Consider the following 22,642-nt stretch of genomic DNA (forward strand, 5'->3'; position numbering starts at 1 on the left):
ATTGTCCCGTTTGTTTTTGGAGACGGTCCCGCGAGCACATCGCCGCATTCGCTGGCAGAATGTGATCGCTCCCCGGCTTCGCGGTACCGAGCAGGTCCCGGGCCGGGTTTTTGTGTCGTATCACTGCCAGAGGATACTGTCGCCATGCCAGCCCGTTGCCGTACCGTCTTCGCCCGTCACGTCGTCCCGTTCGCCACGCTGGCCTTCGCCGGGGTCGCCTCCGCACAAACGCTGACGGTGCCGCAGGTCTCGCCCCAGGTTGACAGCACCTATACGCGCCTCGAGGCCTCGCCGGTGGTGAAGAAGCTGCTCGACGACGTGAAGGCAGACGACGCCCGCGCGCTGACCGAACTGAAGACGATGACGGAGATTCCCGCGCCGCCGTTCAAGGAGTCCGCGCGCGCGCAGTATTTCGTATCGCGCCTGAAGGCGCTGGGGCTGACCGATGCGCGCATCGACGCCGAGGGCAATGCCATCGGTATCCGCAAGGGCACTGGCAACGGGCCCAAGYTGCTGATCTCCGCCCACCTCGACACCGTGTTCCCGCAGGGCACCGACGTCACCGTGAAATCGCGCGACGGCAAGCTCTATGCGCCCGGTATCGGCGATGACACGCGCGGCCTGGCCGTGCTGCTGTCCTGGCTCAAGGTGCTCAACGAGAACAACGTCCGCACGGTGGGGGACATCGTGTTCGTGGGCAACGTCGGCGAGGAGGAACTCGGCAACCTGCGCGGCATGAAGGCAGTGTTCCGCGATCATCCCGATATCGACGGCATGATCGGCCTCGAACCGGGCACCGGCGAGCGCGTGCTGACGCAAGGCACCGGCAGCCATCGCTACGAAATTACGTTCCGTGGCCCGGGCGGCCATAGCTTCGGCGCGTTCGGCCTGCCGAGTGCCATCCACGCGATGGGCCGCGCGATCGGCAAGGTCAGCGATGTCCGCACGCCGACGGACCCCAAGACCACGTTCACGGTCGGCACGGTGGGGGGTGGCACATCGGTCAACGCCATTGCCGGAGAYGCCAAGATGGCCATCGACATCCGCTCCAACGGCACGCCGGCCCTGCTCGAAACCGAGAAGCACATCATGTCCGCCATCGCATCGGGTGTGGCTGACGAGAACGGCCGCTGGTCGCCCACCAAGGGCAATGAGATCACCTTCCAGGCAAAGCAGATCGGCGACCGGCCGGCAGGCCAGACCGCCACGGACTCGGTCATCGTGCAGTCGGCCGTGCGCGTGATCAAGGCTAACAGCAAGGAAGCGCCCAGCCTGCGCGGCGGCAGCACCGATGCCAATGTGCCGATGTCGCTCGGCATTCCGGCGGTTATCCTCGGCAGCGGCGGCAAGTCGGGCGGTTCCCACTCGCGCGACGAATGGTTCGATCCGACCAATGCCCATGAGGGTGCGCAGTGGGCACTCACCACGGTGCTCGGGCTGGTCGGCGTGGAAGGCGTGAGCGAGCCCTTGCTCGCCAAGCGGCCGACGAAGTAGGGCGCTGCCCCGGATCGCTGTCAGGCGGGCAGTCCGAAGCGGGTGTCGAACGTCGATGCCACTTCGAGCCGCTGCTTCAGCAATCCGGATTTGAGGTAGAAGTCGGCGGTCTGCTGCTGGATGGCGACGAGGCTGGCATCGATCGGCTGCCATGTCGTATGGCGTCGCTCGAACTGCAGCCGCGCCGCCTCCGGCGAGATGCCGATGATGCGCGCCAGCGTGGCGGAGAACTCCGCCGCGTGTTCATAGGACCAGACCTGGGCGCGCACCACGCGCTGGAGGAAATCGGCCAGGACCGCGCGCTTGGCAGCGAGCGCCGCGTCGGTGGCGGCGAGATAGCTGAGCCCCGACCACAGGCCACGCCCGCTGACGAGTACCCGGGCATGGCCGCTGGTCTCCGCCATGGCCGTGTACGGTTCCCAGGTCGCCCACGCATCGACGGAGCCATTGGTCAGCGCGAGCTTGGTATCGGCTGGAGGGAGGAAGCGGATGTTGGCGTCCTCGGGTTTCAATCCGGCTGACGCCAATGCCTTCAGCGTCACGAAATGGCCAATCGAACCCCGGTTYGTGCCGATGCTCTTGCCTTTGAGGTCAGCCGCGGTCTTCAGCGGTGAATCGGGCCGCACGAGGATGGCGGTGCCATAAGGGTCCGACCGGTTGGCGCCAATCAGCTTGATCCGCGTCCCCGCCGCGAGTGCGAAGATCGCCGGCGCATCGCCAATCGGCCCGCAATCGACCGCCCCCGCATTGAGCGCCTCCGCCAGCGGCGCGGCGGCCGGGAACTCCGTCCACTGGATATCGTAGCCAATGCCCTTGAGYGCATCGGCGGATTCGAGCAGCGCCCGCAGGCCRCCCTTCTGGTCCCCCGCCTTGAGGACAGGGCGCGACTGCCCACGCGCGGTGGAAATCAGCACAGGAGCGGCGGCAAGCATGGCGCCATAGCGCAGGAACTGGCGACGGGAAGCGGTCATCGGAATCCGTTCGAACAAGGCCGGACTGGCCAACAGTCCAAGACCCTACGCCGTGCCCCCGACGATGCGAACGAATGTTTTCGCGCTTTGTTATGCGGGGGCGGGAGCTTCCCGGAACGCCCCGGTCCCCTAGCCATCTCCCGCTACCGCCGCGCCGCCGGTGCGTTCTCCGCAAACGCCTTCACGTCCCGCAGCCGATCCACGATTTCGGCGATGTGTGGCCATTGCTCCAGTTCGATGCCCGCGCGCTCCGCGTTGATCGCTTGGGGGAAGAGGAAGATGTCGGCGATTGTCGGCGTGTTGCCGGCCACGTAGGGGCCGGTGCGGCGGGCGGCGAGGCGGGCTTCCACGGCGGTCAGGCCTTCCAGGATCCAGTGGCGGTTCCACGTCACCACGCCCGTCGCGCCCATCCCGGGCATCTTGCCGAGGTAGGCCGCCACGCGCGGTGGCACCAGCGCGTGGATTTCGCTGGCGATGGCCAGGGCGATCGAGCGGGAGAAGGCGCGGCCCGCGCCGTCCTTGGGCAGCAGCGGTGGCAGCGGGAAGCGCTCGTCGAGGTACTCCACGATGGCCAGCGACTGGGTCAGCAACTCGCCTTCGTCGGTCTGCAGCGCCGGCACCAGTCCTTGTGGATTGATGCCGAGGTAGTCCGCCTGCCGGTTCTCGGCACCGTCGCCCAGGATGCCGACGGTGACCAYCTCGACCTGCACCCCCTTCATGGCCAGCGCGATACGCACGCGCGATGTGGCCGACGAAATCTCGTTCGCGTAAAGCTTCATGCTGAATCTCCTTGGATTGGCCGTCGGGTTACTGCGCCGGTGCCGCTGCCGCTGCCGGTACTGGCGCCGCTGCCGCGCCAGCCTTGGCTTCCTTCAGCAGCGTCTGGATGATCTGCTCGGACTTCTCGTAGTCCCCTTCGCCCACGTGGTAGTGCCGGATGCGCCCGTTCGCGTCGATGAAGTACAGCGCCGGCCAGTAGTTGTTCTGGAAGGCGCGCCAGATCTTGTAGTCGTTGTCGATGGCGATGGGGTAGGTGAGCTTGAACCGCTTCAGCGCGTCGCGGACGTTACCCACGTCCTTTTCGAACGGAAACTCGGGCGTATGCACGCCGATCACGGTCAGCCCCTGGTCCTTGTACTTCTCGGCCCAGCTGCGCACGTACGGCAGCGTATTGATGCAGTTGATGCACGAATAGGTCCAGAAATCGATCAGCACGACCCGGCCGCGCAGTTGCGCCATGTTCAGCGGAGGCGAGTTGAGCCAGGTCGTCGCGCCGTCCAGGGGGGGCGCCGGGGCGTCCGTGCGGGCGGCGCGGGCGTCGCTCAGGCCGGGAAACTGGCCGTTGGCCAGGCTGACGCCGACGGCGGCAAGCGCCGCCAGCGCCATGGCGCCAAAGGTGCGGCGCGTGAAGGAAGAGGGGGTGGTCATGGCAGTGCGCTCCGTTCGGGTGGTGTATGGTCGCTATCAGACACCGTGCGCGTGTACCGGATGTATCGCCCGCCGGCCGCCAGGTAAGGTATTGTCTGCCCGGCTTGGCCAGATACACTGGCATACAAAGGGAAGTGCAACCAATCGCCAGAGCGGGCAAACTCCGCTCATCGCCACTGAAATCTACCAAGAGCGCCGCCAGATGGACGCCCATATCGACCATATCCTTGTTGTTGACGACGACCGCGAAATCCGCGAGCTGGTGTCCACCTACCTGACCCGTAACGGGCTGCGGGTGACCATTGCGCCGGACGGCCGCCACATGCGGACCTTCCTGGAGTCGAACGTCGTCGACCTGATCGTGCTGGACATCATGATGCCCGGCGACGACGGCCTGACGCTGTGCCGCGAACTGCGCGCCGGGAAGCACAAGAGCACCCCGATCCTGATGCTGACCGCCCGCAGCGATGAGACAGACCGGATCATCGGCCTCGAAATGGGCGCCGACGACTACCTCGCCAAGCCGTTCGCCGCGCGCGAGCTGATGGCGCGGATCAAGGCGGTGCTGCGGCGCACCCGGATGCTTCCGCCCAATCTCCAGGTGTCCGAGGCGGGCCGGCTGCTCACTTTCGGCGACTGGCGTCTCGACACCACCGCCCGCCATCTGCTGGACAAGGACGGCACTGTCGTGGCCCTGAGCGGCGCCGAGTACCGGCTGTTGCGCGTGTTCGTCGACCATCCGCAGCGCGTGCTGAACCGTGACCAGCTGCTGAACCTGACGCAGGGCCGTGACGCCGAGCTGTTCGACCGCTCGATCGACCTGCTGGTCAGCCGCCTGCGCCAGCGGCTGGGCGATCACGCCCGCGAGCCGATCTACATCAAGACGGTGCGCAGCGAGGGCTACGTGCTGGCGATGCCCGTCGAGATCACCGAGGCACGCGAATGACCACGGCCGCCCTGGTAGCGCCGCAGTCGCGGGTGCGCTGGTGGCCCGGCACCCTGAGCGCACGGCTGTTCCTGATCCTGCTGGCGGGGCTGGTCATCGCCTATGCGATGTCGTTCACGGTGCTGTTCATGGAACGCTACGTCACCGCGCGCACGGTCATGCTGGGCACGCTGGAAAACGAAGTGGCCACTTCCATCGCCATTCTCGACCGCCTGCCCGCCGCCGAGCGCCCGGACTGGATCCACCGGCTGGACCGGCCGACGTACCGCTACGTCCTCGGCCCKGGCCTGCCGGGCGTGCCCGACATGACCATGCGCGCCAAGGACATCGCCAACAAGATCGAGGAGGCGGCCGGCCAGCGCTTCCCGGTCCGGGTCGAGATGATTCCGGGCGACGGCAAGCGCCTGCAGGCGCACCTGACACTGAGCGACGGCAGCCCGCTGACTATCGACGTCCATCCTGCCATGGCACCGCTGGCGCATTGGCTGCCCTATGTGATGGTGGCGCAACTCGCGCTGCTGGTGCTGTGCAGCTGGTTTGCGGTGCGGCAGGCCATCCGGCCGCTGGCGACGCTGGCCGATGCGGCGAACACGCTCGACCCGAACCAGACCACGCCGCGCATGAGCGAGACCGGCCCGAGCGAGGTGGCCCACGCGGCGGTGGCGTTCAACGCCATGCGCGACCGCATCGCCCATTTCGTGGAGGAGCGCGTGCGCATTCTCGCGGCCATCTCCCACGATCTGCAGACCCCCATCACGCGCATGAAGCTGCGTGCCGAGATGGCCGAGGAGTCTGTCGAGAAGGACAAGCTCATCAGCGACCTGTCCGAGATCGAGCGGCTCGTGCGCGAGGGGCTGGCCTATGCGCGCAGCACGCACGTCGATGGCGAGGCCGATACGCGTATCGACATCGGCTCGTTCCTGGAAAGCCTGGTCTACGACTATCAGGACACTGGCAAGGCCGTGACCATGGAGGAATGCGTGGGCGGGGCGATCGTCACGCGCCCGCATGCCCTGCGGCGCATCCTGACCAACCTGATCGACAACGCCCTGAAGTTYGGCGGCGCGGCCGAGATCGTCGCCCGGCGCGACGCCGATGGCGCCCTGCGGCTGATGGTGATGGATCGCGGCGCCGGCATCCCGGAGGAACAGCTCGATGCSGTGCTCCAGCCGTTCTATCGCGTGGAGGCCTCGCGGAACCGCGATACCGGCGGTAGCGGGCTGGGGCTGGCCATCGCGCAGCAACTGGCGCAGGCGCTCGGCGGCAAGCTGGCGCTGCGCAATCGCGAAGGCGGCGGACTCTCCGCGGAGGTGATCCTGCCTTGATGGCTTGATGCGCCGCGCGGGCGGCAGTTGCATCGTCCCCGCGCTTGCGATCCAATGGGCGCCTTCGCGTGATCACGCCCCTCACCTTGATGTCATCGATGAATGCCAATACAGAAATCCCGGCGCGGCCGCCGCTGCGCGCGCTGACGGCGCTGGAAGGCCGCGTGGTCGCTGTGCTGCTGGAGAAGCAGTACACCGTGCCSGACACCTATCCGCTCTCGCTCAATGCGCTGGCGTCGGGCTGCAACCAGAAGACCGCGCGGTCGCCGGTGATGAGCGTGTCGGAGGACGAGATCCTGACGGCCATCGACGGCCTGAAGTCGCTGAGTCTGGTGTTCGAGGGCAGCAGCAGCCGGGTGCCGCGCTTCGAGCAGAACATGGCCAAGGTGCTTGGCGTGCCGAGCCAGTCGGCGGCGCTGCTGTCCACGCTCCTGCTGCGCGGCCCGCAGACGGCGGCGGAGCTGCGCCTCAACACGGCGCGCCTGCACGCCTTCGCGGATATCTCGTCCGTGGAGGGCTTTCTCGATGAACTCGCCGAGCGCAATCCGGCCCTCGTTATCCGCCTGCCGCGCGCCCCGGGCGAGCGGGAGAGCCGCTGGATGCATCTGCTCTGCGGCGAGGTCAGCGTGGCAGACCTGGCGGCGCCGCGCGGGGCGTCGGCGCCGGAAGGCGGCTCGTCTTCGGAACTCGAAGCGCTGCGCATCAGCCAGCGCGAGCTGGCCGACAAGGTGGCGCGGCTGCAGGCCCTGGTCGAAGAGATGGCCGGGCAGCTCGGCATCGAGGTGGAACCCGGGCGGCYCGGCTAGCCTGCCACCTCCGCCCACTCAGCCTCAGCTCCCCGCTAGATGGCAGTTGCGTTAAACCCGCCGCCCCGCCAACGTGGGGGTGTTGCGGGGAGGAATCAGTCCGCGCGCGCGGGCGCCGTTATCGGCACGGCGTAAAAGGTTCGATGCTATAAAGGGGCGTCGGCCGTCACACGGCCTTGTTTGCCTGCGCCCTTCCGGAATCCTCATGAGCCAGCCCAGTGGCGACATCCAGTCCGCCATGGTGCGACTGCTGTATCGACAGTCGCATGGGGTCCTGTTCGCCAACTTCGTGATTCCGGTGGCCATCGTGTACGCGCTGCGCCACAGCGCATACATCGGGCCGCTGCTGTGGTGGATGGCGATGGTCTATGCCGTCACGCTTGCGCGCATTCTGCTCTCGACGGTGTTCTATCGGCATGAGTCCAGCGCCACGCCGCGCGCCTGGGCTAACCGCTTCGCAGCGATGTCATGGGTATCGGCGGCGTTGTGGGGATGGGTCGGCTCGACCGCGCTGTTCCCGCCGGGCGCCGAGTGGACGGCTTTCGCCTGCATCGTCCTGGCCGGCATGACGTGCGGCGCCGTGCCGGCGCTGTCCGCGCAGCCACGCATCTACGTCGGCATGGTCTTGCTGATGAGCGGCCCGTTCATCGTCCATTGCGCGATGCGGCCGGAGCCTATCTACAACGTTTACGCAGCATTCGGGGTCGCCCTGGTCGTCGTGAACAGCTATTTCAGCCGCGTCACGTATCACACCCTGCTGACCGGGGTGAAGCTGCGCTTCGAGAATCTCGCCCTGATCGGCCAGCTCGAGCATGAGCGCGACCGGGCAACCGCGGCCGACATGGCCAAGACGCGCTTCCTGGCCGCCGCCAGCCACGACCTGCGCCAGCCGGTGCATGCGCTCGGGCTGCTTTCCGCCTCGCTGTCGGCGGTGGCGGAGCGTGGCGATGTCCGCGCCGATGCGGCCACGCAGATCAGCCGGCGCCTGAACGGCACGCTCGACCGCATGGGCGGACTGCTCGACGGGCTGCTGCACGTGTCGCGGCTCGACGCCGGCCTGATGCCGGCACGGCGCCGGCCGTTGTCTCTCGGCAAGCTGCTCGCCGAACTGCGCGACGAGTATGCCGAGCAGGCCAGCCAGCGCGGCAGCACGCTGCGCGTGCGGGTCGCCCAGGCGTGGATCGACAGTGAYCCCGAGCTGCTGCGGCGCATCCTGGACAACCTGTTGAGCAACGCGCTGCGCTACGCGCCGCAGTCGCGCATCGTGGTGGGCGCCCGGCGCCGGCCCGGCGCGATCGAGATCCAGGTCCTGGACAGTGGGCCCGGCATTGACCCCTCGCAGCAGGCGCTGGTCTTCGAGGAGTTCGCCCAGTTGCCCAATGTGCAGAGCGAACACGGGCTGGGCCTCGGTCTCGCCATCGTGCGTCGGCTGGCGGACCTGCTCGGCCATCCCGTGAAGCTGCGCTCCACGCCCGGCCGGGGGAGCAACTTCTCGGTGACCGTGCCACTGGCGCGCGATGTCGAGCCGGAAGCGCCGGCCCTGACCAGCGCCGAAGGTCGCGCCCCGGCGGACCTCCAGGCGCGCTATGGCGTGATGCTGGTCGACGACGATCCCCAAATCCTCGCGGCGCTGGGCGACCTGCTCGCGTTCTGGGGCCACACGGTCTATGCGGGCGCCACGGTCGAAGCCGTCTGCGCCGCCCACCAGCGCGCGCGCATCGCCGGCCCGGCCCCGGTGGACCTGATCCTGGCCGACTATCGGCTGGCCGCGCAGGTGACCGGCCGGCAGGCCATCGCGTGGCTGCGCGAGTACCTCGACACCGAGGTGCCGGGCCTGATCGTCACCGGCGACACGGCGCCGGACCGCCTCAAGGCGCTCCACGCCAGCGGCTTCCGGGTGCTGCATAAGCCGATTGCCGCCCCGTTGCTGCGGCAGGCGATCGTCGAGACGGTACGTGGCGACGCGATGGCCGAGAGCCTCCATTCCGGCTAAGGTCGATTCACAACCAGCAGTTGCTTTTCATGTAATCYACATCACCATTGTTTGTGGAAGTCTGACTACCTACCATGGGTCTCAACGGTAACCGACACGCCGCGACGATCGCAGCGAAGGCCGGAACCGAGCCAACCCAATCCCAGGAGTCAGTCATGTCCGATTCGAAGCAATCCCAAAGCAAGGTCTGGTTCATTACCGGTGCGTCGCGCGGTTTCGGCACGCTGTTTGTCCGCAACGCGCTGGCACGCGGTGACCGCGTCATCGCCACGGCGCGCAATCCCCAGGCCATCGTCGATGCCATTGGCGACCAGCCCGGCCTTCTCGCGGTCAAGGTCGATGTGACCAACGAATCGGACGCCGTCGAGGCCGTGCGCCAGGGCGTGGCCTGCTTCGGCCGGATCGACGTGCTGGTGAACAACGCCGGCTACGGCGTGCTCGGCGCGGTGGAGGAGACCAGCATCGCCGAAGCGAAGGCTAACTTCGACACCAACGTCTTCGGCATGCTCGCCGTCASCCGGGCCGTGCTGCCGCAGATGCGCCAGCAGCGCAGCGGCCATGTCATCAATATCTCGTCGCTGGGCGGCTACTCGGCCTATCACGGCTGGGGCGTCTATGGCGCCTCGAAGTTTGCGGTGGAGGGGCTGACCGAAGCCATGTCCCAGGAGCTGGCCCCGCTGGGCATCCACGCCACGGTGGTCGAGCCGGGCTTCTTCCGCACGGACTTCCTGAACGACAACTCGCTGGTTGCCACCAAGACCGAGATTGCCGACTACGCCGAGACGGTGGGCGCGATGCGCGTCTTTGCTGCTGGTGCCAACCACAACCAGCCGGGCAACCCGGAGAAGCTCGCCGAGGCGATGCTGCAACTCGTGGACAGCGACCATCCCCCGCTGCGGCTGCCGCTGGGCACCGACGCCATCGCCCGCATCGAACAGAAGCACAAGTTCGTGGAAGCCGAACTGGCCGCATGGCGCACCCTGGCTGAGTCGACGGATCACGCGGACGTGGTGCGGTAAGGCAGCCGGGTTAGCGGTCAGGCATGGCCGCCAACCCGCGCTAAGTGAGACGCCGACGCTGCTGACGCGTACCAACGATACGCAGGATGTGAATGACCTCCTCCTGCGGATGCCATGCGTAGACCAGCACGTGTTCGCGATTCAAGAYAATGTGTCGTGTACCAGGCACTTTTCCGGCGGGATACATTGCTGGAAACCTGACAAGCGCTTCGAGGCGATCGGCAATGAGCAGGTTCAGGTTCACGGCGGCCAACCGGTWGTCAGCGGCGATGCGGTGGAACAGGGCCTTGCGTTCCTCCCGTGCGGTCGTTGACCACTCCACCCTCAACGGTCAACTCCCCCGGTTCGAATCGCGGGCGATGCTGGCCAGCAGCGCCTCATTCTCTTCCGCCATTTCCCGCAATACGACTTCGTGCGGCACGCGCGGCCGGGAATCATCTAACCCCGCCTGCACCTGCCCCTTAAACCACCGGTCATAAGCTGCCGCCTCATGGGCCGCGCGCATGCGCTCGGCGGCGTCCAGGCGGGGACGGGCGACGTGGGTGCCAGGCTGGAACGCCGTGGCGTCGACTTCGAATTCTGCTATCTGCATACGGACGAGAAAGTTGACCAACGTGTCGAGCTTCGGCCAGACGCGGACGTTGCCGCGCCGGACCACCAGGGTGCTCTCGCTCGTCCCGTACCGGACCACGATCCGCCAGCCGCCCGTCTGCGCCACCGCGCGTACGCGCTGCAGGCTGCCGGAGGCGGACAGTTTTTCGAGCATCGTCTGGTCGATGGTGGCCGTCTGTGCCGTCATGGCATATCCCCTCAATTGTGATCGATACGGGGAATATGCTACCAAACATCTATTGGCTGGCAGCCGATCCACTACAAAATGCGAGATTTTGCGAAAGCCAGGCCAGACTACCCGGACTGCCGGCAAAGACTGTCGAATTGCTGTTGAGATCACATGTTTGGTGCAATCTTTAACGAAAACACATCATTGCGTGGTACCGGCAAGACATGGCAAGATGGCCGCCCGATCGGTGCCAAAACGACGCCGGAGTGGCCGCCACCGCACCTTTGCCCTAAAGGTCGGTACCCCCCGGGCCGTTAACTCCGCTGCCCCCCTCATTCCTGAAACAGGCACCTGTTTYCCTCCCTTTTCCCCTGAATGCCAGCGCCCCCGGGATTTGATAATCCTCGCTGACGAAGTGCCGCCTGCGCGCTTCGCGTTGGAGCGTCCATGTCCGAGGAAAGCGATCTCGAGAAAACCGAACCCGCMTCACCCCGGCGCCTGGAAAAGGCGCGCGAGGAGGGGCAGGTGGTGCGTTCGCGCGAGCTCGGCACGTTCGTGATGCTGATGACGGGCGTGATCGGCCTGTGGGTCATGGGCGGCACGCTGGGCCGCCGGCTGGACGCCGTGATGCACAAGAGCCTGGCTTTCGAGCCGGCCACCGCGTTCGACACCAACCGCATGCTGTCGCAGTTCGGCATCGCTATCTGGGACAGCCTGCTGGCCTTCCTGCCGCTGCTGCTGATGTTCGGGGTGGCCGCGCTGATGGCCCCGCTGGCGCTGGGCGGCTGGCTGTTCGCGAGCAAGTCGTTCATGCCGGATTTCTCGCGCCTCTCCCCGCTGCAGGGGCTGGGCCGGATGTTCTCCTCGCATTCGCTGGTGGAACTCGGCAAGGCCATCGCCAAGTCGCTGCTGGTGGGCGGCGTGGGCGCCTGGATGGTCTGGCGCAAGCTGCCGGAGGCCGTGGCGCTGATGAACGCGCCCGTGCAGGAGGCGCTGCTGCACCTGATGGAGCTAGTGCTCTACGTGTGCGGCGTGGTGTCCGGCTCGCTGCTGCTGGTGGTGGCGCTGGACGTGCCCTGGCAGCTCTGGACGTTCTACAAGAAGCTCCGCATGACCAAGGAAGAGGTCAAGCAGGAGATGAAGGAAACCGATGGCGATCCGCACATCAAGGCCCGCATCCGGCAGCAGCAGCGGGCCATGGCGCGTCGCCGCATGATGACCGAGGTGCCCAAGGCCGATGTGGTGGTGACCAACCCCACGCACTTCGCCGTGGCGCTGCGCTATGAGGAAGGCGGCATGGGCGCGCCGCGCGTCGTCGCCAAGGGAACCGAGGAAGTGGCCGCTCGCATCCGCGAACTGGCCGCCGAACATCGCGTGCCGATCCTGTCCGCGCCGCCGCTGGCGCGGGCGCTGCACCGGCACGTGGAGCTGGGGCATGAAATCCCGGCGGGCCTGTATACCGCCGTGGCCGAGATCCTGGCCTGGGTCTATCAACTGAAACACTGGCACTACTCCAACGGTCCGCAGCCTTCGGGACCGACGGAGCTGGTGGTGCCGGACGAACTTGCCGTACCGGAAGCCCGCGCATGAACGCACTGACGAATTTCTTCAAYATCCCGGGCCTGCGCTCGGGCGCCCAGCTGAAGGCGCTGGCAGGACCGCTGCTGATCGTCATGATCCTCGGCATGATGATCCTGCCGCTGCCCGCGTTTGTGCTGGACCTGCTGTTCACGTTCAACATCGCGCTGTCCATCATGGTGCTGCTGGTGGGCATGTACACCCGCACGGCGCTGGACTTCGCGGCGTTCCCGGCCGTGCTGCTGTTCTCCACGCTGCTGCGCCTGTCGCTGAACGTGGCCTCCACGCGCGTGGTGCTGCTGGAGGGCCATACCGGCCCGGACGCCGCCGGCAAGGTGATCGAGGCCTTCGGCCACTTCCTGGTGGGCGGCAACTTCGCGGTGGGTATCGTGGTGTTCGCCATCCTGGTGGTGATCAACTTCATGGTGATCACCAAGGGTGCGGGCCGTATCGCTGAAGTGGGTGCGCGCTTCATGCTCGATGCCATGCCCGGCAAGCAGATGGCCATCGACGCGGACCTGAACGCCGGCCTGATCAACGAGGAAGGCGCCCGCAAGCGCCGTACCGAAGTGGCGCAGGAGTCCGACTTCTACGGYGCCATGGACGGTGCCTCGAAGTTCGTGCGCGGCGACGCCATCGCCGGGCTGATCATCATGTTCATCAAYRTCGCGGCCGGCATGGTCGTGGGCATGGTGCAGCATGACCTGGACTTCGGCACCGCGGTGCAYAACTACACGCTGCTGACCATCGGCGATGGCCTGGTCGCGCAGATCCCGGCGCTGGTGATCTCCACCGCCGCCGGTGTGATCGTCTCGCGCGTGTCGAACGAGCAGGACGTCGGCCAGCAGCTTACCGGCCAGCTCTTCTCGAACCCGCGCGTCATGTTCCTGACCGCCGGCATCATCGGCGCGATGGGCATCATCCCCGGCATGCCGCACTTCGCCTTCCTGCTGCTGGCCGGCGCGATGGCCTGGTTCGGCCGCTACATGCTGCGCCGCGACGCCGTGCAGGCCGAGACCAAGGTCCGCGAAGAGCGCAAGCCGGCCGTGGCCGCAGAAGCCGCCGAAGCCACGTGGGAAGACGTGACGATGGTCGACCCGCTGGGCATGGAAGTGGGCTACCGCCTGATCACGCTGGTGGACCGCGGCCAGAACGGCGAACTGCTGGGCCGTATCAAGAGCATCCGCAAGAAGATTGCGCAGGACATCGGCTTCCTGGTGCCGGTGGTGCATATCCGCGACAACCTCGAACTCAAGCCCAACGCCTACCGCATCACGCTCAAGGGCGTGGAGATTGGCAGCGGCGAGGCCACGCCGGGCCAGTGGATGGCCATCAACCCCGGCCAGGTCAGCGGCACGCTGCCGGGCCCGGTCACGCGCGACCCCGCTTTCGGCCTGCCGGCGGTGTGGATCGACGCCAGCCTCAAGGAGCAGGCGCAGGCCTACGGCTACACCGTGGTCGACGCCAGCACAGTGGTGGCCACCCACCTGAACCACCTGATCCAGATGCACGCCTCCGAGCTGCTGGGGCGCCAGGAAGTGCAGTCGCTGCTGGACCGCATCGCCAAGGAATCGCCGAAGCTGACCGAAGACCTCGTGCCGAAGACGATCTCGCTGACCGGCCTGCAGAAGGTGCTGCAGAACCTGCTGGACGAAGGTGTGCCGATCCGCGACATGCGCACGATCCTCGACGTGGTGGCCGAGCACGCCACCAAGGTCAGCGAGCCTACCGAACTCACGGCGCTGGTGCGCGTGGCGCTGGGCCGGGCCATCACGCAGCAGCTGTTCCCGAACAATGCCGACCTGCAGGTCATCAGCCTCGACGCCGGCCTGGAACGCGTGCTGACGCAGGCGCTGGCCAACGGCGGCGGCATCGAGCCGGGCCTGGCCGATGCGCTGCTCCAGCAGGCGCAGGGCGCGGTCGGCCGCCAGGAGCAGATGGGTCTCGACCCCGTGCTGCTGGTGCCGTCCCCGCTGCGGCCGCTGATGGCGCGCTTCCTGCGCCGTACGCTGCCCCAACTGAAGGTGCTGTCGCATGCCGAAGTCCCGGACAACCGCAACATCCGCATTACCGCAATGATCGGCGGCGCGGCGTAAGGAACGAACATGAGCGTGGCGAAGTTTGTGGCGGCCAATGGCCGCGAAGCGATGCGCAAGGTGCGCGAGGCCATGGGCCCCGACGCCGTGGTGCTGTCCAACCGGGCCATCGAGGGCGGCGTGGAAATTGTGGCGATGCGCGATGCGGACCTGGGCGCCGTCAGCGCCACGGCGCAGCCGTACGCGCCATCCGCGTCATCGGCGTCATCGGCATCGATGCTGTCGATGAGCCCGATGGCGCCGCTGTCTTCGATGCCCCCGTCGTCCTCGATGTCTCAGTTCGCACCGGCCCCGATCGCACAGATGCCGTCGATGATGACCGCCGACGCGTCCGACCCGGCCGCGCTGGGGGACCTGCGCGGCGAGCTGGCCTCGATGCGCAGCATGCTGGAGCGCCAGTTCGCCGGCCTGGCCAACACGCCCGCCGGCGTGGCCGCTGGCGACCCGCTACGCGAGTCGCTGTTCGAATGGCTCGTCAACGCCGGCTTCTCGGGCCAGCTTTCGCGCACGTTGCTCGCCCACCTGCCAGTCGGCACGGACCGTCCGGCCGCGATGGCCTGGATCCGCCAGGARCTGGCCCGCAAGGTGCCGGTGCTGGCCGATGAGGACACGCTGTTCGCGCAGGGCGGCGTGCTCGCGCTGATCGGCCCGACCGGCGTCGGCAAGACCACCACCACCGCCAAGCTGGCCGCGCGCTTCGTGCTGCGCCACGGCCCGGGCAAGCTCGCGCTGCTGACCACCGACCGCTTCCGGATCGGCGCGCACGAACAACTGCGTATCTATGGCGACATCCTCGGCGTGCCCGTGCATGCCGTGAAGGACGCCGCCGACCTGCGCTTCGCGCTGTCGGCCATGAAGGACAAGCACCTCGTCATCATCGACACGGTGGGCATGAGCCAGCGCGACCGCAGCCTGTCCGACCAGATCTCGATGCTGGCCGGCGTGCAGGCCCCGATGCAGCGTGTGCTGCTGCTCAACGGCGCCGCGCACGGCGACACGCTCAATGAAGTCGTGCACGCCTACCGCAACGACACCGCTGGCGACGCCGCCGGTATCGACGGCTGCATCATCAGCAAGCTGGACGAAGCCACCCACCTGGGCTCGGTGCTCGACGTGGTGATCCGCCACCGCCTGCCCGTGTTCTACGCCTCCACCGGCCAGCGCGTGCCGGAGCACCTCGAACTGGCTCAAGCCGATGCCCTGGTCGAACGTGCCTTCCTGACGCCGCGCCGTGGCTCGCTGTTCGCCGATGCCGATGTGGCGCGGCGCCAGGCCAGCGCCGCCGAGCCAGCCCAGACCGAGCGTGCCGGCGCCGACGATGTGCTGCGCTCGCTGACCGACAGCGCCAACGCCGTGGGCGTGTGCGTGGAGGAACTCAACGGCGCGCAGTACGGCTTCGACGTGGCCCGCTCGCTGTGGCAGCAACGCGGCGCCGGTGCGCCGGCGCTGCGCCAGATGGCCCAGCAGGTGCGCCTGTCGATGTGCCGCGACGCCAGCCGCGCGTGCGACCGCTACGTGCTCGCTGTGACCGGCACCGCCTCGCAGACCGTGCCGGGTCGCCGCGCCCCGCAACTGCTGCAACAGACGCTGTGGCTGGCCGACCGTGACGGCACGCCGCTGGCCACCACGGTGGTGCCCGCCGGCCGCACGCGCCAGTCGATGGCCGAAGCCGAGGCGGAAGCCGAAGCCGCCACCGTGCGCGCCACGCTGGCCGCCGCCCGCACCGTGGTCAACCTCAATGCCTCGCTGCCGTCCGCCGCCACGCTGGCGCGCTGGCAGCAACTGGGCGAACGCTGGGTGGCCGGCACGCGCAAGACCACGCGCGTGATTGCCGACGGCGCCGCCAACAAGCTCGACACCATTGCCGATACGCTGACCTTCCTCGCCATCGGCGACACCACCTGCCGCGACCGCGACGCCGTGCACTGGCTCGGCCACTGCATGGTGCGCGTGCCCGAAGGCCAGGTGCGCGCCGCCGCCCGTGGCCGTGGCCAGGGGGCCGGCGCCGAGGCCGGCACCGAGGCTTGCCTCGTGGTGTCCCGGCTGGTCGATCGAGAAACCGGCGACATGCTGTCCGTGGACTACGTGCTGTGCGACCCGGCGCTGGCCGACGTGGCCGCCCAGGTGGCCCGCTGGGCTCAGTGGACGCACCACGCGGAAGAGCAGTTCCGCACGCTGCGCCATGCGATGGAGCACTTCGCGCAGGGCAGCGAGGGCAACGGTGCGGGCGACGACGACACGCTCGGCACGCTGGTCTCGGTGCAGCTCGGCCTGACCGCGCTGCGCCTGCAACACAACCCGACGCCGACGGCGCCCGCGTTCCTGTCGCGCCTGGCTGGCCGCGCCACCGCCCGCGTCAATGCGCCGGTGTCCGGCGCCGTGCTCAACGAAGGCATGGGCCGCCTGCTGGCGCTGCTGGACGTGCTCGAGAACTACCCGGGCCGCAACGTGGCTTCGGCCCCGGCCCCGGCATTCGACGACACGCCCGACTCGGCGCGCCAGGCGATGGACGCCCTTGGTGCCAGTGCCGCCCGTCAACTGGCCCCCGCAGGAGAGTAAGCCTTGAACCTGATGGGCTCCGACCAGGCGGAAAGCCTGCGCCGCATGCTGGCACCGCGCGTCACCCGGCGTATCGCCGTGGTGGGCTGCGAGGCCGGCGCCGGTGCCACCACCGTGGCGCTCGGGCTGGCCAACGCGCTCGCCATGCAGGGCGAACGTGTGCTGCTGGCCGATGAAGACCGCGCCGCCGCGCGCGCCACCCGGCTTGCCGGCGCGGCGCCGAAGGCCACGCTGGCCGATGTGCTGGGCGGCCGGATGCCGTTCGACGCGGCGGCGGGCACCCGTGCCGCCAGCGGCGTGGCCGTGCTGCCGGCCGGCAACGTGCCCGCCGGCGCGCAGATCGACGACCGCGCCTTGCCGGGCATCCGYACGGTGCTGGTCGATGCGCAGTCGAGCGAGTCCGGCGCGCTGTCGCCCATGGCCGGCGCGGCGCACAACTTCGTGATCGTGATGCGGCCCGAGGCCACGTCGATCACCGCTGCCTACGCCTGCATCAAGCGGCTGCACCATGAATTTGCATGCCGTCACTTCCAGCTGATCGTCAATATGGCGGACAAGGAAGCGACGGTGATGGCCCTCTCGCGCAACCTGGCCCGCACGGCGAGCCAGTACCTGGGCGTGGAGGCAAGCCTGGCGGGCTACCTGCCGCTGGATCCGCTGGTGGCCCGTGCGCTGCAGCTGGGCCGCTGCGTCGTGGAGGCCTATCCGGCCGCCGCGGCCACCGGCGCGCTGCGCCACGTGGCCAGCGGCATCGGGGCATGGCCGCTGCGCCAGGAAGCAGTCTCTCCGGGGATGGCCGCGGCCGTTCCCGCCTGATACCAGAACAAGAAGTCGCAACAACCGGACCGACACTCAGCCAGCCAGTCCGCCCCGCAAGGAATGTGGGGCGCTGGCACCGAACCAAGTTATTACCGAGAATTCCACCATGTATACGATTCAGGGAAAGCTCGAACAGGCAGACGTGGTCAAGTCACATGCGCCGCTGGTGCGACGGATCGCGTTGCAACTGGCGGCCAAGCTGCCTGCCAGTGTCCAGATCGACGACCTGATCCAGGCCGGCATGATCGGCCTGCTCGACGCTGCCAAGCGCTATGAAGACAACCACGGCGCCCGCTTCGAGACCTACGCGAGCCAGCGCATCCGAGGCGCGATGCTCGACGAGGTGCGCGCCAACGACTGGCAGTCGCGCAGCCTGCGCCAGTTCACGCGCAAGATCGAGCGCACCCAGCGCAGCCTCGAACAGAAGCTCGGCCGCACGCCGATCGACTCCGAGGTGGCCAAGGAACTCGATATGGCGCTCGACGAATACCAGGAGCTGCTCAACGAGGTCTACGGCTGCCAGCTGCTGCACTACGAGGACTTCGAGCGCTCCGGCGAGGAAGACTTCCTGGACCGCCATCTCGGCGTGACCGACGACGGCAACCCGCTGACGGTGCTGATGGAGTCCGGCATGCGCGAGGCGCTGATCCGCGCCATCGACAAGCTGCCCGAGCGGGAAAAGCTGGTGCTGTCGCTGTGCTACGACCAGGAACTGAACCTGCGCGAGATTGGCGCGGTGCTGGAAGTGACCGAGTCACGCGTGTGCCAGATCCGCAGCCAGGCGATTACCCGCCTGCGCAACCAGCTGCGGGGTTTGCTGTAATGCGTGSCTGGCTGTCGATGACGGTGGCCGCRCTCTGCGGCTTCCTGCCGGCGATCCTGTCGGCGCAGGGCTTGACGAAGGCAACGCTCGAAATCGGCCCGTCGCGCCATGCCTGGACTGGCTCGGCGGTGGGCCCGATGATTGCGAACCGGGGCCAGCGCGCGCTGTCCGCGCCGATCGTGCCGGGCGGGGTGCTGCCGCAGTCGGCTGGCGTCATCACCGCGGTGCGCTGGCGTTACAGCTTCACGCGCGTGCCGCCGCCGGACCTGCAGGCCTACCTCTGCAATGCCGACCGCTGCGTGATGCTGCCGGGTGCCGAGGGCAAGACCAACGCCTTCGTTGGCGACGATGCCAGCAAGGGCTTCGTATTCGCCTTCCGCGTGCCGGGCAACGGCGGCCTGGCGCCGTCGCTGCAAGGGCGCAGCAACGAGGTGACGGTCAGCTTCCGCTAACCGTCCCGGGCTTTACATCTGCCGCCTCACGCCACGCGTGTGTGCGTGACGGCCACCACCTTCGCCCATCGCGCGATTTCCGCCTGCAGGAACTGCGCGAACTGGGCGGCGCTATTCCCCACTGGTACCAGACCTTCCCCCTGCAAGCGCTTGCGCATGGCCGGCGCYGCCACGGCCGCGCGGGCTGCCGTCTCCAGTTCCCGCACCATGTCCGGCGGCATGCCGGCCGGGCCGAGCAGGCCGTACCACGAGCTGTAGTCGAAGCCCGGCACGAGATCGGCAATCGGGGCGAGGTTCGGGAACGCCGCCAGCCGCTGCGGGCTGCTCACGCCGAGCCCCTTGAGCTTGCCGGCCACAAGCAGCGGCTGCACTGTGGCCACGTTGCCTAGCAGCAGGTCGGCCTGGCTGCCCACCACATCGGCCACGGCCGGGCCGGCGCCCTTGTACGGCACGCTGACGATGTCGATGCCGGCCTCGTGCTTGAGCATCTCTCCCGCCAGATGGTTGGCGCTGCCCACGCCGGCCACGGCGATGCTCAGCTTGCCCGGCTTCGACTTCGCCAGCGCCACCAGTTCGCGCAGGTTGCTGACGCCAAGGTCCGGGCGCGACACCAGGATCAGCGGCGAACTGGCGATCAGCGAGATCGGCGTGAAGTCCTTGATGGCGTCGAATGGCTTTTTCTCGAACAGCGCCGGATTGATCGCGTGGCTGGTGTAGCTCAGCAGCAGCGTGCCGCCATCGGGGTCCGCCTTGGCCACGGCGATGGCGGCGATATTGCCGGCCGCGCCGCCCCGGTTTTCGACGATGAAGGGATGCTTGAGCCGCTGCTCCAGCTCGGCCGACAGGGAGCGCGCGACGATGTCGGTGCCGCCGCCCGGCGTGGCGCCGACGAGGACTTTCGTGACGGCCGGCGCCGCCCGCGCCAGACCCGGGGGCAGGATCAGCGCCGCCGACAGCAGCGCGAGGAAATCGCGTCGTTCCATGGTTGTCTCCGTATTTATCTTTGTATTTTTTGTGGGGCGATGCTGGCGCCTAGGCCGTGGCGGGCTGGGCGGCTGGCGCCCACGGCATCAGCGGCATGCCCAGTGCGGCGGCCTGGCGGCGCTCGTAGGCGTCGAACTCGGCACTGCGCGCGCTGCCGCGCAGGCCACCCCGCACCGCACCCGCGCGGACGTCGGTGAAGTAGTCGGCCCACTCGTCCGGCAGCGGCTGGGCGCCCGGCACGGCCAGCCAGAGCCGCAGCAGGTGGCGCTTGCGGTCGAACTCCTCGTAGTCCTCGAAATTCGTGCGCGAATGCACAGTGACATAGTTGTTCAGCAGTTGCAGGTCGCCCTGTTCGAGCTGCATCGAGAAGCACAGGCTCGGGTCGGTCAGTAGCGCGTCCAGTTCGTCGAGGGCCGCTTCCTGGGCCGCCGTCAGGCGCGGCACATCGTCGAAGTCGCGCTGGGCGGCCACCACGTTCTTGCGGTTGGTGCGCATGGCGAAGGCCCAAGGATGGTTGCCGAGGATGGTGCAGGCATAGTGCGGCGGCTGGGCGGGGTCCTGCGCGCCCTGGTAGCTGTAGTGGAACGGGGCGTGGAGCACGGCTTCGAGGTCCGGGCGGCGGCGCAGCATGGCGTCGCGCAGGGCGATCGAGCTGACTACCTTGCTTGCGCCGCCGCTGCGGGCCGCGCGGCGGCACAGCAGGCCGACCACGTCGCAGGAATCGGTGTGGAAGTCGAGGCCGGCGTTGGTGTTGTAGCCGCGGCCGTTCTTGCCCTTGTACGCGGCGCCCACGTCGCGCACATCGTTCATGAAGTCGCTGGCGCGGTTCTGCGTGCGCGCCACGCCCATGTGCAGGCCCATGCCCCAGTAGGCGAGGCGGGTCTCGTCCTCGGTCCAGCGGTGCACGGGAAAGCCCTTCAGCAGGCACATGCCCCAGCGGCCCTGCGTGGTGTCGATGGCGCGGGCCAGCGCGTCGCGGGCGGCGGCGTCGAGCGGGAAGTCATCGGCGGTCATCTCCAGCAGCGGCTTGTCCAGCGCGATGGCGTGGGTGAGGGCGGTGTCGAAGCTGGCCACTTCGGCAGCGGAGAGGCGCTGGATCCAGGAGGTGTCGCGGTCGGCATCGGCGGCCAGCCACGCGGTGGGACGATAGGCGGTCATGGGGCGGTGTCTCGGAGTCTTATGGAAGGGACGTCTGGGYGCGGGCGCTGGGGGGCGCCTTGCATGACGTCGTGCAGCCAGTCTAAGCTTCAGAACAGCTAAGAAAAAGTGACGTTCCTTGACGTCGCTGATAAGGAAAACTGATGAAGCTGGAGACCTTCGCCACCCTCGCTGCCGTGATCGAGGAGGGCTCGTTCGCGGCGGCTGCCGCCACGATGCACCTCACGCCGAGCGCGGTCAGCATGCAGATGAAGCARCTGGAGCAGTATGTCGGCCAGCCGCTGTTCGATCGATCCGGCCTGCAGGTACGGCCCACCGCCGTGGCCCGCGAGGTGGCCGCCGCCATGGAGGGCGGGCTGCGCTACCTCCATGCGCTGCGGCGCCGGGTGTCCGTGGCCGTGGAGGGTTCGGTGCGGCTCGGGGTGATCGAATCGATCCAGCCGGTGCTGCTGCCGGGCACGCTGCGCTACCTGCGCGAYCACTACCCGAAGCTGCGCGTGCGGCCGGTGCGCGGCCGCAGCGCCGGGCTGCTGGATCTGGTCAAGGCGGGGCAACTCGATGCGGCGGTGGTGGCCCGGCCCGAAACCGGCCGCCTGGCGAGCCTGCGCTGGCATCCGGTCGGCACGCGGGAGATGGTGCTGATCGCCCCGCCGGACGCCGGGGAGGCCAGCGCGGCCGAGCTGCTTGCCCGCTACGACTGGATCCGCTACGACCGCGCCACCGTCACCGGCGCCATGGCGGCGCGGTACGTGCACGGGGTGATGCCGGAGAAACGCAGTGCGATGGAGTTCGACAGCGTCATCGCCATCGTCGCCATGGTCAGCGCGGGGCTGGGCGTTTCCGTGGTGCAGTTGATGGACCCGACGGTCTGCGACCGCTACCCGGTGCGGCGCGTGCGGCTGGGGGCCGACGCGCCGACGCTGCAGATCTCGCTCGTGTCGCGCAAGGCGGACGAGGACAGCCGGGTGCTGCAGGCGCTCACGGAGGCCGTGGAGCGCACCTTGCTGCGGGCGTCCGCTAGGCGTCCACGATGACCTCGAAGCCGCCGAAGATCATGCGCTGGCCGTCGAACGGCATCGGRTCCATGCCTTCCTTGAGCCGCTCGTCGGCCATCGCGGCGGCCATGCCCTTGTCGCGCGCCTCGCGCGACGGCCACAGGATCCACGAGAACACCACCGCCTCGTCGTCCTTGCGCTGAACGGCCATGGTGAACGAGGTGACCTTGCCTTCCGGCACGTCGTCGCCCCAGCACTCCACCACCTTCAGCGCGCCGTGCTCCTTGAACACGGTGGACGCCTTCTGCGCCACCTGCCGGTAGGTTTCCCGATTGGCCGTCTTCACGGCCAGCACGAATCCGTCGATGTATGCCATGGCACTCGCTCCGCTGGGTCTTGGGCTTATCACCATAGA

General features: G+C 68.1%; 20 protein-coding genes and 1 pseudogene. 13 read left to right on the plus strand and 8 right to left on the minus strand.

All coding sequences use genetic code 11. The annotated features are described in order from the left end of the window. Positions 1 to 144: 144 nt before the first annotated feature. A complete protein-coding gene (locus tag AB4Z27_RS14895) occupies positions 145 to 1,494 on the plus strand; it encodes a M20/M25/M40 family metallo-hydrolase (RefSeq protein ID WP_441592651.1) in 1,350 nt (449 codons plus the stop codon). 20 nt (positions 1,495 to 1,514) lie between these two features. On the opposite strand, the gene AB4Z27_RS14900 is transcribed toward AB4Z27_RS14895, so the two are convergent. From AB4Z27_RS14900 to AB4Z27_RS14910, 3 genes and pseudogenes are all read right to left on the minus strand, one after another. Continuing rightward, entirely contained in the window at positions 1,515 to 2,465 is a 951-nt protein-coding gene (locus AB4Z27_RS14900; RefSeq protein WP_092296241.1) for an ABC transporter substrate-binding protein, read from the minus strand. A gap of 143 nt (positions 2,466 to 2,608) precedes the next feature. Next, a complete protein-coding gene (gene maiA / locus AB4Z27_RS14905) occupies positions 2,609 to 3,244 on the minus strand; it encodes a maleylacetoacetate isomerase (protein WP_441644684.1) in 636 nt (211 codons plus the stop codon). Between the two features lie 85 nt (positions 3,245 to 3,329). Next, positions 3,330 to 3,857: pseudogene (locus AB4Z27_RS14910) on the minus strand (thioredoxin family protein); the annotation flags it as partial. Between the two features lie 238 nt (positions 3,858 to 4,095). On the opposite strand from AB4Z27_RS14910, the gene AB4Z27_RS14915 reads away from it, so the two are divergent. The 5 genes from AB4Z27_RS14915 (at position 4,096) to AB4Z27_RS14935 (ending at position 9,982) form a co-directional block, all read left to right on the plus strand. Next, positions 4,096 to 4,839, plus strand: a complete 744-nt coding sequence (locus AB4Z27_RS14915) for a response regulator (RefSeq protein ID WP_092295903.1) — start codon at positions 4,096 to 4,098, stop codon at positions 4,837 to 4,839. Then, the gene (locus AB4Z27_RS14920; protein ID WP_092295900.1) at positions 4,836 to 6,164 is read left to right on the plus strand and encodes a sensor histidine kinase; all 1,329 of its coding nucleotides are present in this window, start codon (positions 4,836 to 4,838) and stop codon (positions 6,162 to 6,164) included. The genes AB4Z27_RS14915 and AB4Z27_RS14920 overlap by 4 nt, the downstream gene beginning before the upstream one ends. 98 nt (positions 6,165 to 6,262) lie before the next feature. After that, positions 6,263 to 6,970 carry a YceH family protein gene (locus tag AB4Z27_RS14925; protein ID WP_441644685.1) on the plus strand — a complete coding sequence of 236 codons (708 nt, stop codon included), beginning with the start codon at positions 6,263 to 6,265 and terminating at the stop codon, positions 6,968 to 6,970. A 205-nt stretch (positions 6,971 to 7,175) separates the two neighbouring features. Continuing rightward, positions 7,176 to 8,963 carry an ATP-binding protein gene (locus AB4Z27_RS14930; RefSeq protein ID WP_441592647.1) on the plus strand — a complete coding sequence of 596 codons (1,788 nt, stop codon included), beginning with the start codon at positions 7,176 to 7,178 and terminating at the stop codon, positions 8,961 to 8,963. 155 nt (positions 8,964 to 9,118) lie between these two features. Next, complete coding sequence (locus tag AB4Z27_RS14935) at positions 9,119 to 9,982, plus strand: oxidoreductase (protein ID WP_441644686.1); 864 nt, start codon at positions 9,119 to 9,121, stop codon at positions 9,980 to 9,982. Between the two features lie 40 nt (positions 9,983 to 10,022). Here the strand turns inward: AB4Z27_RS14935 and AB4Z27_RS14940 are convergent, their stop codons facing one another. Beyond that, entirely contained in the window at positions 10,023 to 10,304 is a 282-nt protein-coding gene (locus AB4Z27_RS14940) for a type II toxin-antitoxin system RelE/ParE family toxin (RefSeq protein WP_441644697.1), read from the minus strand. Between the two features lie 9 nt (positions 10,305 to 10,313). Continuing rightward, the gene (locus AB4Z27_RS14945) at positions 10,314 to 10,781 is read right to left on the minus strand and encodes an antitoxin PaaA2 family protein (RefSeq protein ID WP_177219945.1); all 468 of its coding nucleotides are present in this window, start codon (positions 10,779 to 10,781) and stop codon (positions 10,314 to 10,316) included. A 429-nt stretch (positions 10,782 to 11,210) separates the two neighbouring features. On the opposite strand from AB4Z27_RS14945, the gene flhB reads away from it, so the two are divergent. From flhB to AB4Z27_RS14975, 6 genes are all read left to right on the plus strand, one after another. Further along, positions 11,211 to 12,353: a flagellar biosynthesis protein FlhB gene (gene flhB / locus AB4Z27_RS14950; RefSeq protein WP_092295889.1), complete on the plus strand. Its 1,143-nt coding sequence runs from the start codon at positions 11,211 to 11,213 to the stop codon at positions 12,351 to 12,353. After that, a complete protein-coding gene (gene flhA / locus AB4Z27_RS14955; RefSeq protein ID WP_441644687.1) occupies positions 12,350 to 14,437 on the plus strand; it encodes a flagellar biosynthesis protein FlhA in 2,088 nt (695 codons plus the stop codon). Before flhB ends, flhA begins: the two co-directional genes overlap by 4 nt. A 9-nt stretch (positions 14,438 to 14,446) precedes the next feature. Then, entirely contained in the window at positions 14,447 to 16,996 is a 2,550-nt protein-coding gene (flhF, locus tag AB4Z27_RS14960; RefSeq protein WP_092295883.1) for a flagellar biosynthesis protein FlhF, read from the plus strand. A 12-nt stretch (positions 16,997 to 17,008) separates the two neighbouring features. After that, on the plus strand, positions 17,009 to 17,812 hold the full coding sequence (locus AB4Z27_RS14965) for a MinD/ParA family ATP-binding protein (protein WP_092296232.1): 804 nt from the start codon (positions 17,009 to 17,011) through the stop codon (positions 17,810 to 17,812). Between the two features lie 109 nt (positions 17,813 to 17,921). Continuing rightward, positions 17,922 to 18,638 carry an RNA polymerase sigma factor FliA gene (locus tag AB4Z27_RS14970; protein ID WP_092295880.1) on the plus strand — a complete coding sequence of 239 codons (717 nt, stop codon included), beginning with the start codon at positions 17,922 to 17,924 and terminating at the stop codon, positions 18,636 to 18,638. After that, positions 18,638 to 19,090 carry a flagellar protein FlhE gene (locus AB4Z27_RS14975; RefSeq protein ID WP_441644688.1) on the plus strand — a complete coding sequence of 151 codons (453 nt, stop codon included), beginning with the start codon at positions 18,638 to 18,640 and terminating at the stop codon, positions 19,088 to 19,090. Before AB4Z27_RS14970 ends, AB4Z27_RS14975 begins: the two co-directional genes overlap by 1 nt. Positions 19,091 to 19,116: 26 nt before the next feature. On the opposite strand, the gene AB4Z27_RS14980 is transcribed toward AB4Z27_RS14975, so the two are convergent. Next, a complete protein-coding gene (locus AB4Z27_RS14980; RefSeq protein WP_092295877.1) occupies positions 19,117 to 20,073 on the minus strand; it encodes a tripartite tricarboxylate transporter substrate-binding protein in 957 nt (318 codons plus the stop codon). Positions 20,074 to 20,122: 49 nt separating this feature from the next. Beyond that, a complete protein-coding gene (locus tag AB4Z27_RS14985; protein WP_092295875.1) occupies positions 20,123 to 21,232 on the minus strand; it encodes a TauD/TfdA family dioxygenase in 1,110 nt (369 codons plus the stop codon). Positions 21,233 to 21,375: 143 nt separating this feature from the next. Between AB4Z27_RS14985 and AB4Z27_RS14990 the strand changes: the two genes are divergently transcribed. Beyond that, positions 21,376 to 22,266: a LysR family transcriptional regulator gene (locus AB4Z27_RS14990; RefSeq protein WP_441644689.1), complete on the plus strand. Its 891-nt coding sequence runs from the start codon at positions 21,376 to 21,378 to the stop codon at positions 22,264 to 22,266. Here AB4Z27_RS14990 and AB4Z27_RS14995 read toward each other — a convergent pair. Continuing rightward, a complete protein-coding gene (locus AB4Z27_RS14995) occupies positions 22,250 to 22,603 on the minus strand; it encodes a DUF1428 domain-containing protein (protein WP_092295869.1) in 354 nt (117 codons plus the stop codon). The genes AB4Z27_RS14990 and AB4Z27_RS14995 overlap by 17 nt on opposite strands. Between the last annotated feature and the right edge of the window lie 39 nt (positions 22,604 to 22,642).

Origin of the sequence: Cupriavidus sp. KB_39 (genome assembly GCF_052114485.1) — a bacterium.
In the GTDB taxonomy this organism is placed as follows: domain Bacteria; phylum Pseudomonadota; class Gammaproteobacteria; order Burkholderiales; family Burkholderiaceae; genus Cupriavidus.

Bases quoted from the DNA above. Each gene is read 5' to 3' on its own strand.
- AB4Z27_RS14985 (WP_092295875.1), bottom strand. From the start codon at position 21,232: ATGACCGCCTATCGTCCCACCGCGTGGCTGGCCGCCGATGCCGACCGC.
- AB4Z27_RS14915 (WP_092295903.1), top strand. From the start codon at position 4,096: ATGGACGCCCATATCGACCATATCCTTGTTGTTGACGACGACCGCGAA.
- AB4Z27_RS14945 (WP_177219945.1), bottom strand. From the start codon at position 10,781: ATGACGGCACAGACGGCCACCATCGACCAGACGATGCTCGAAAAACTG.
- AB4Z27_RS14970 (WP_092295880.1), top strand. From the start codon at position 17,922: ATGTATACGATTCAGGGAAAGCTCGAACAGGCAGACGTGGTCAAGTCA.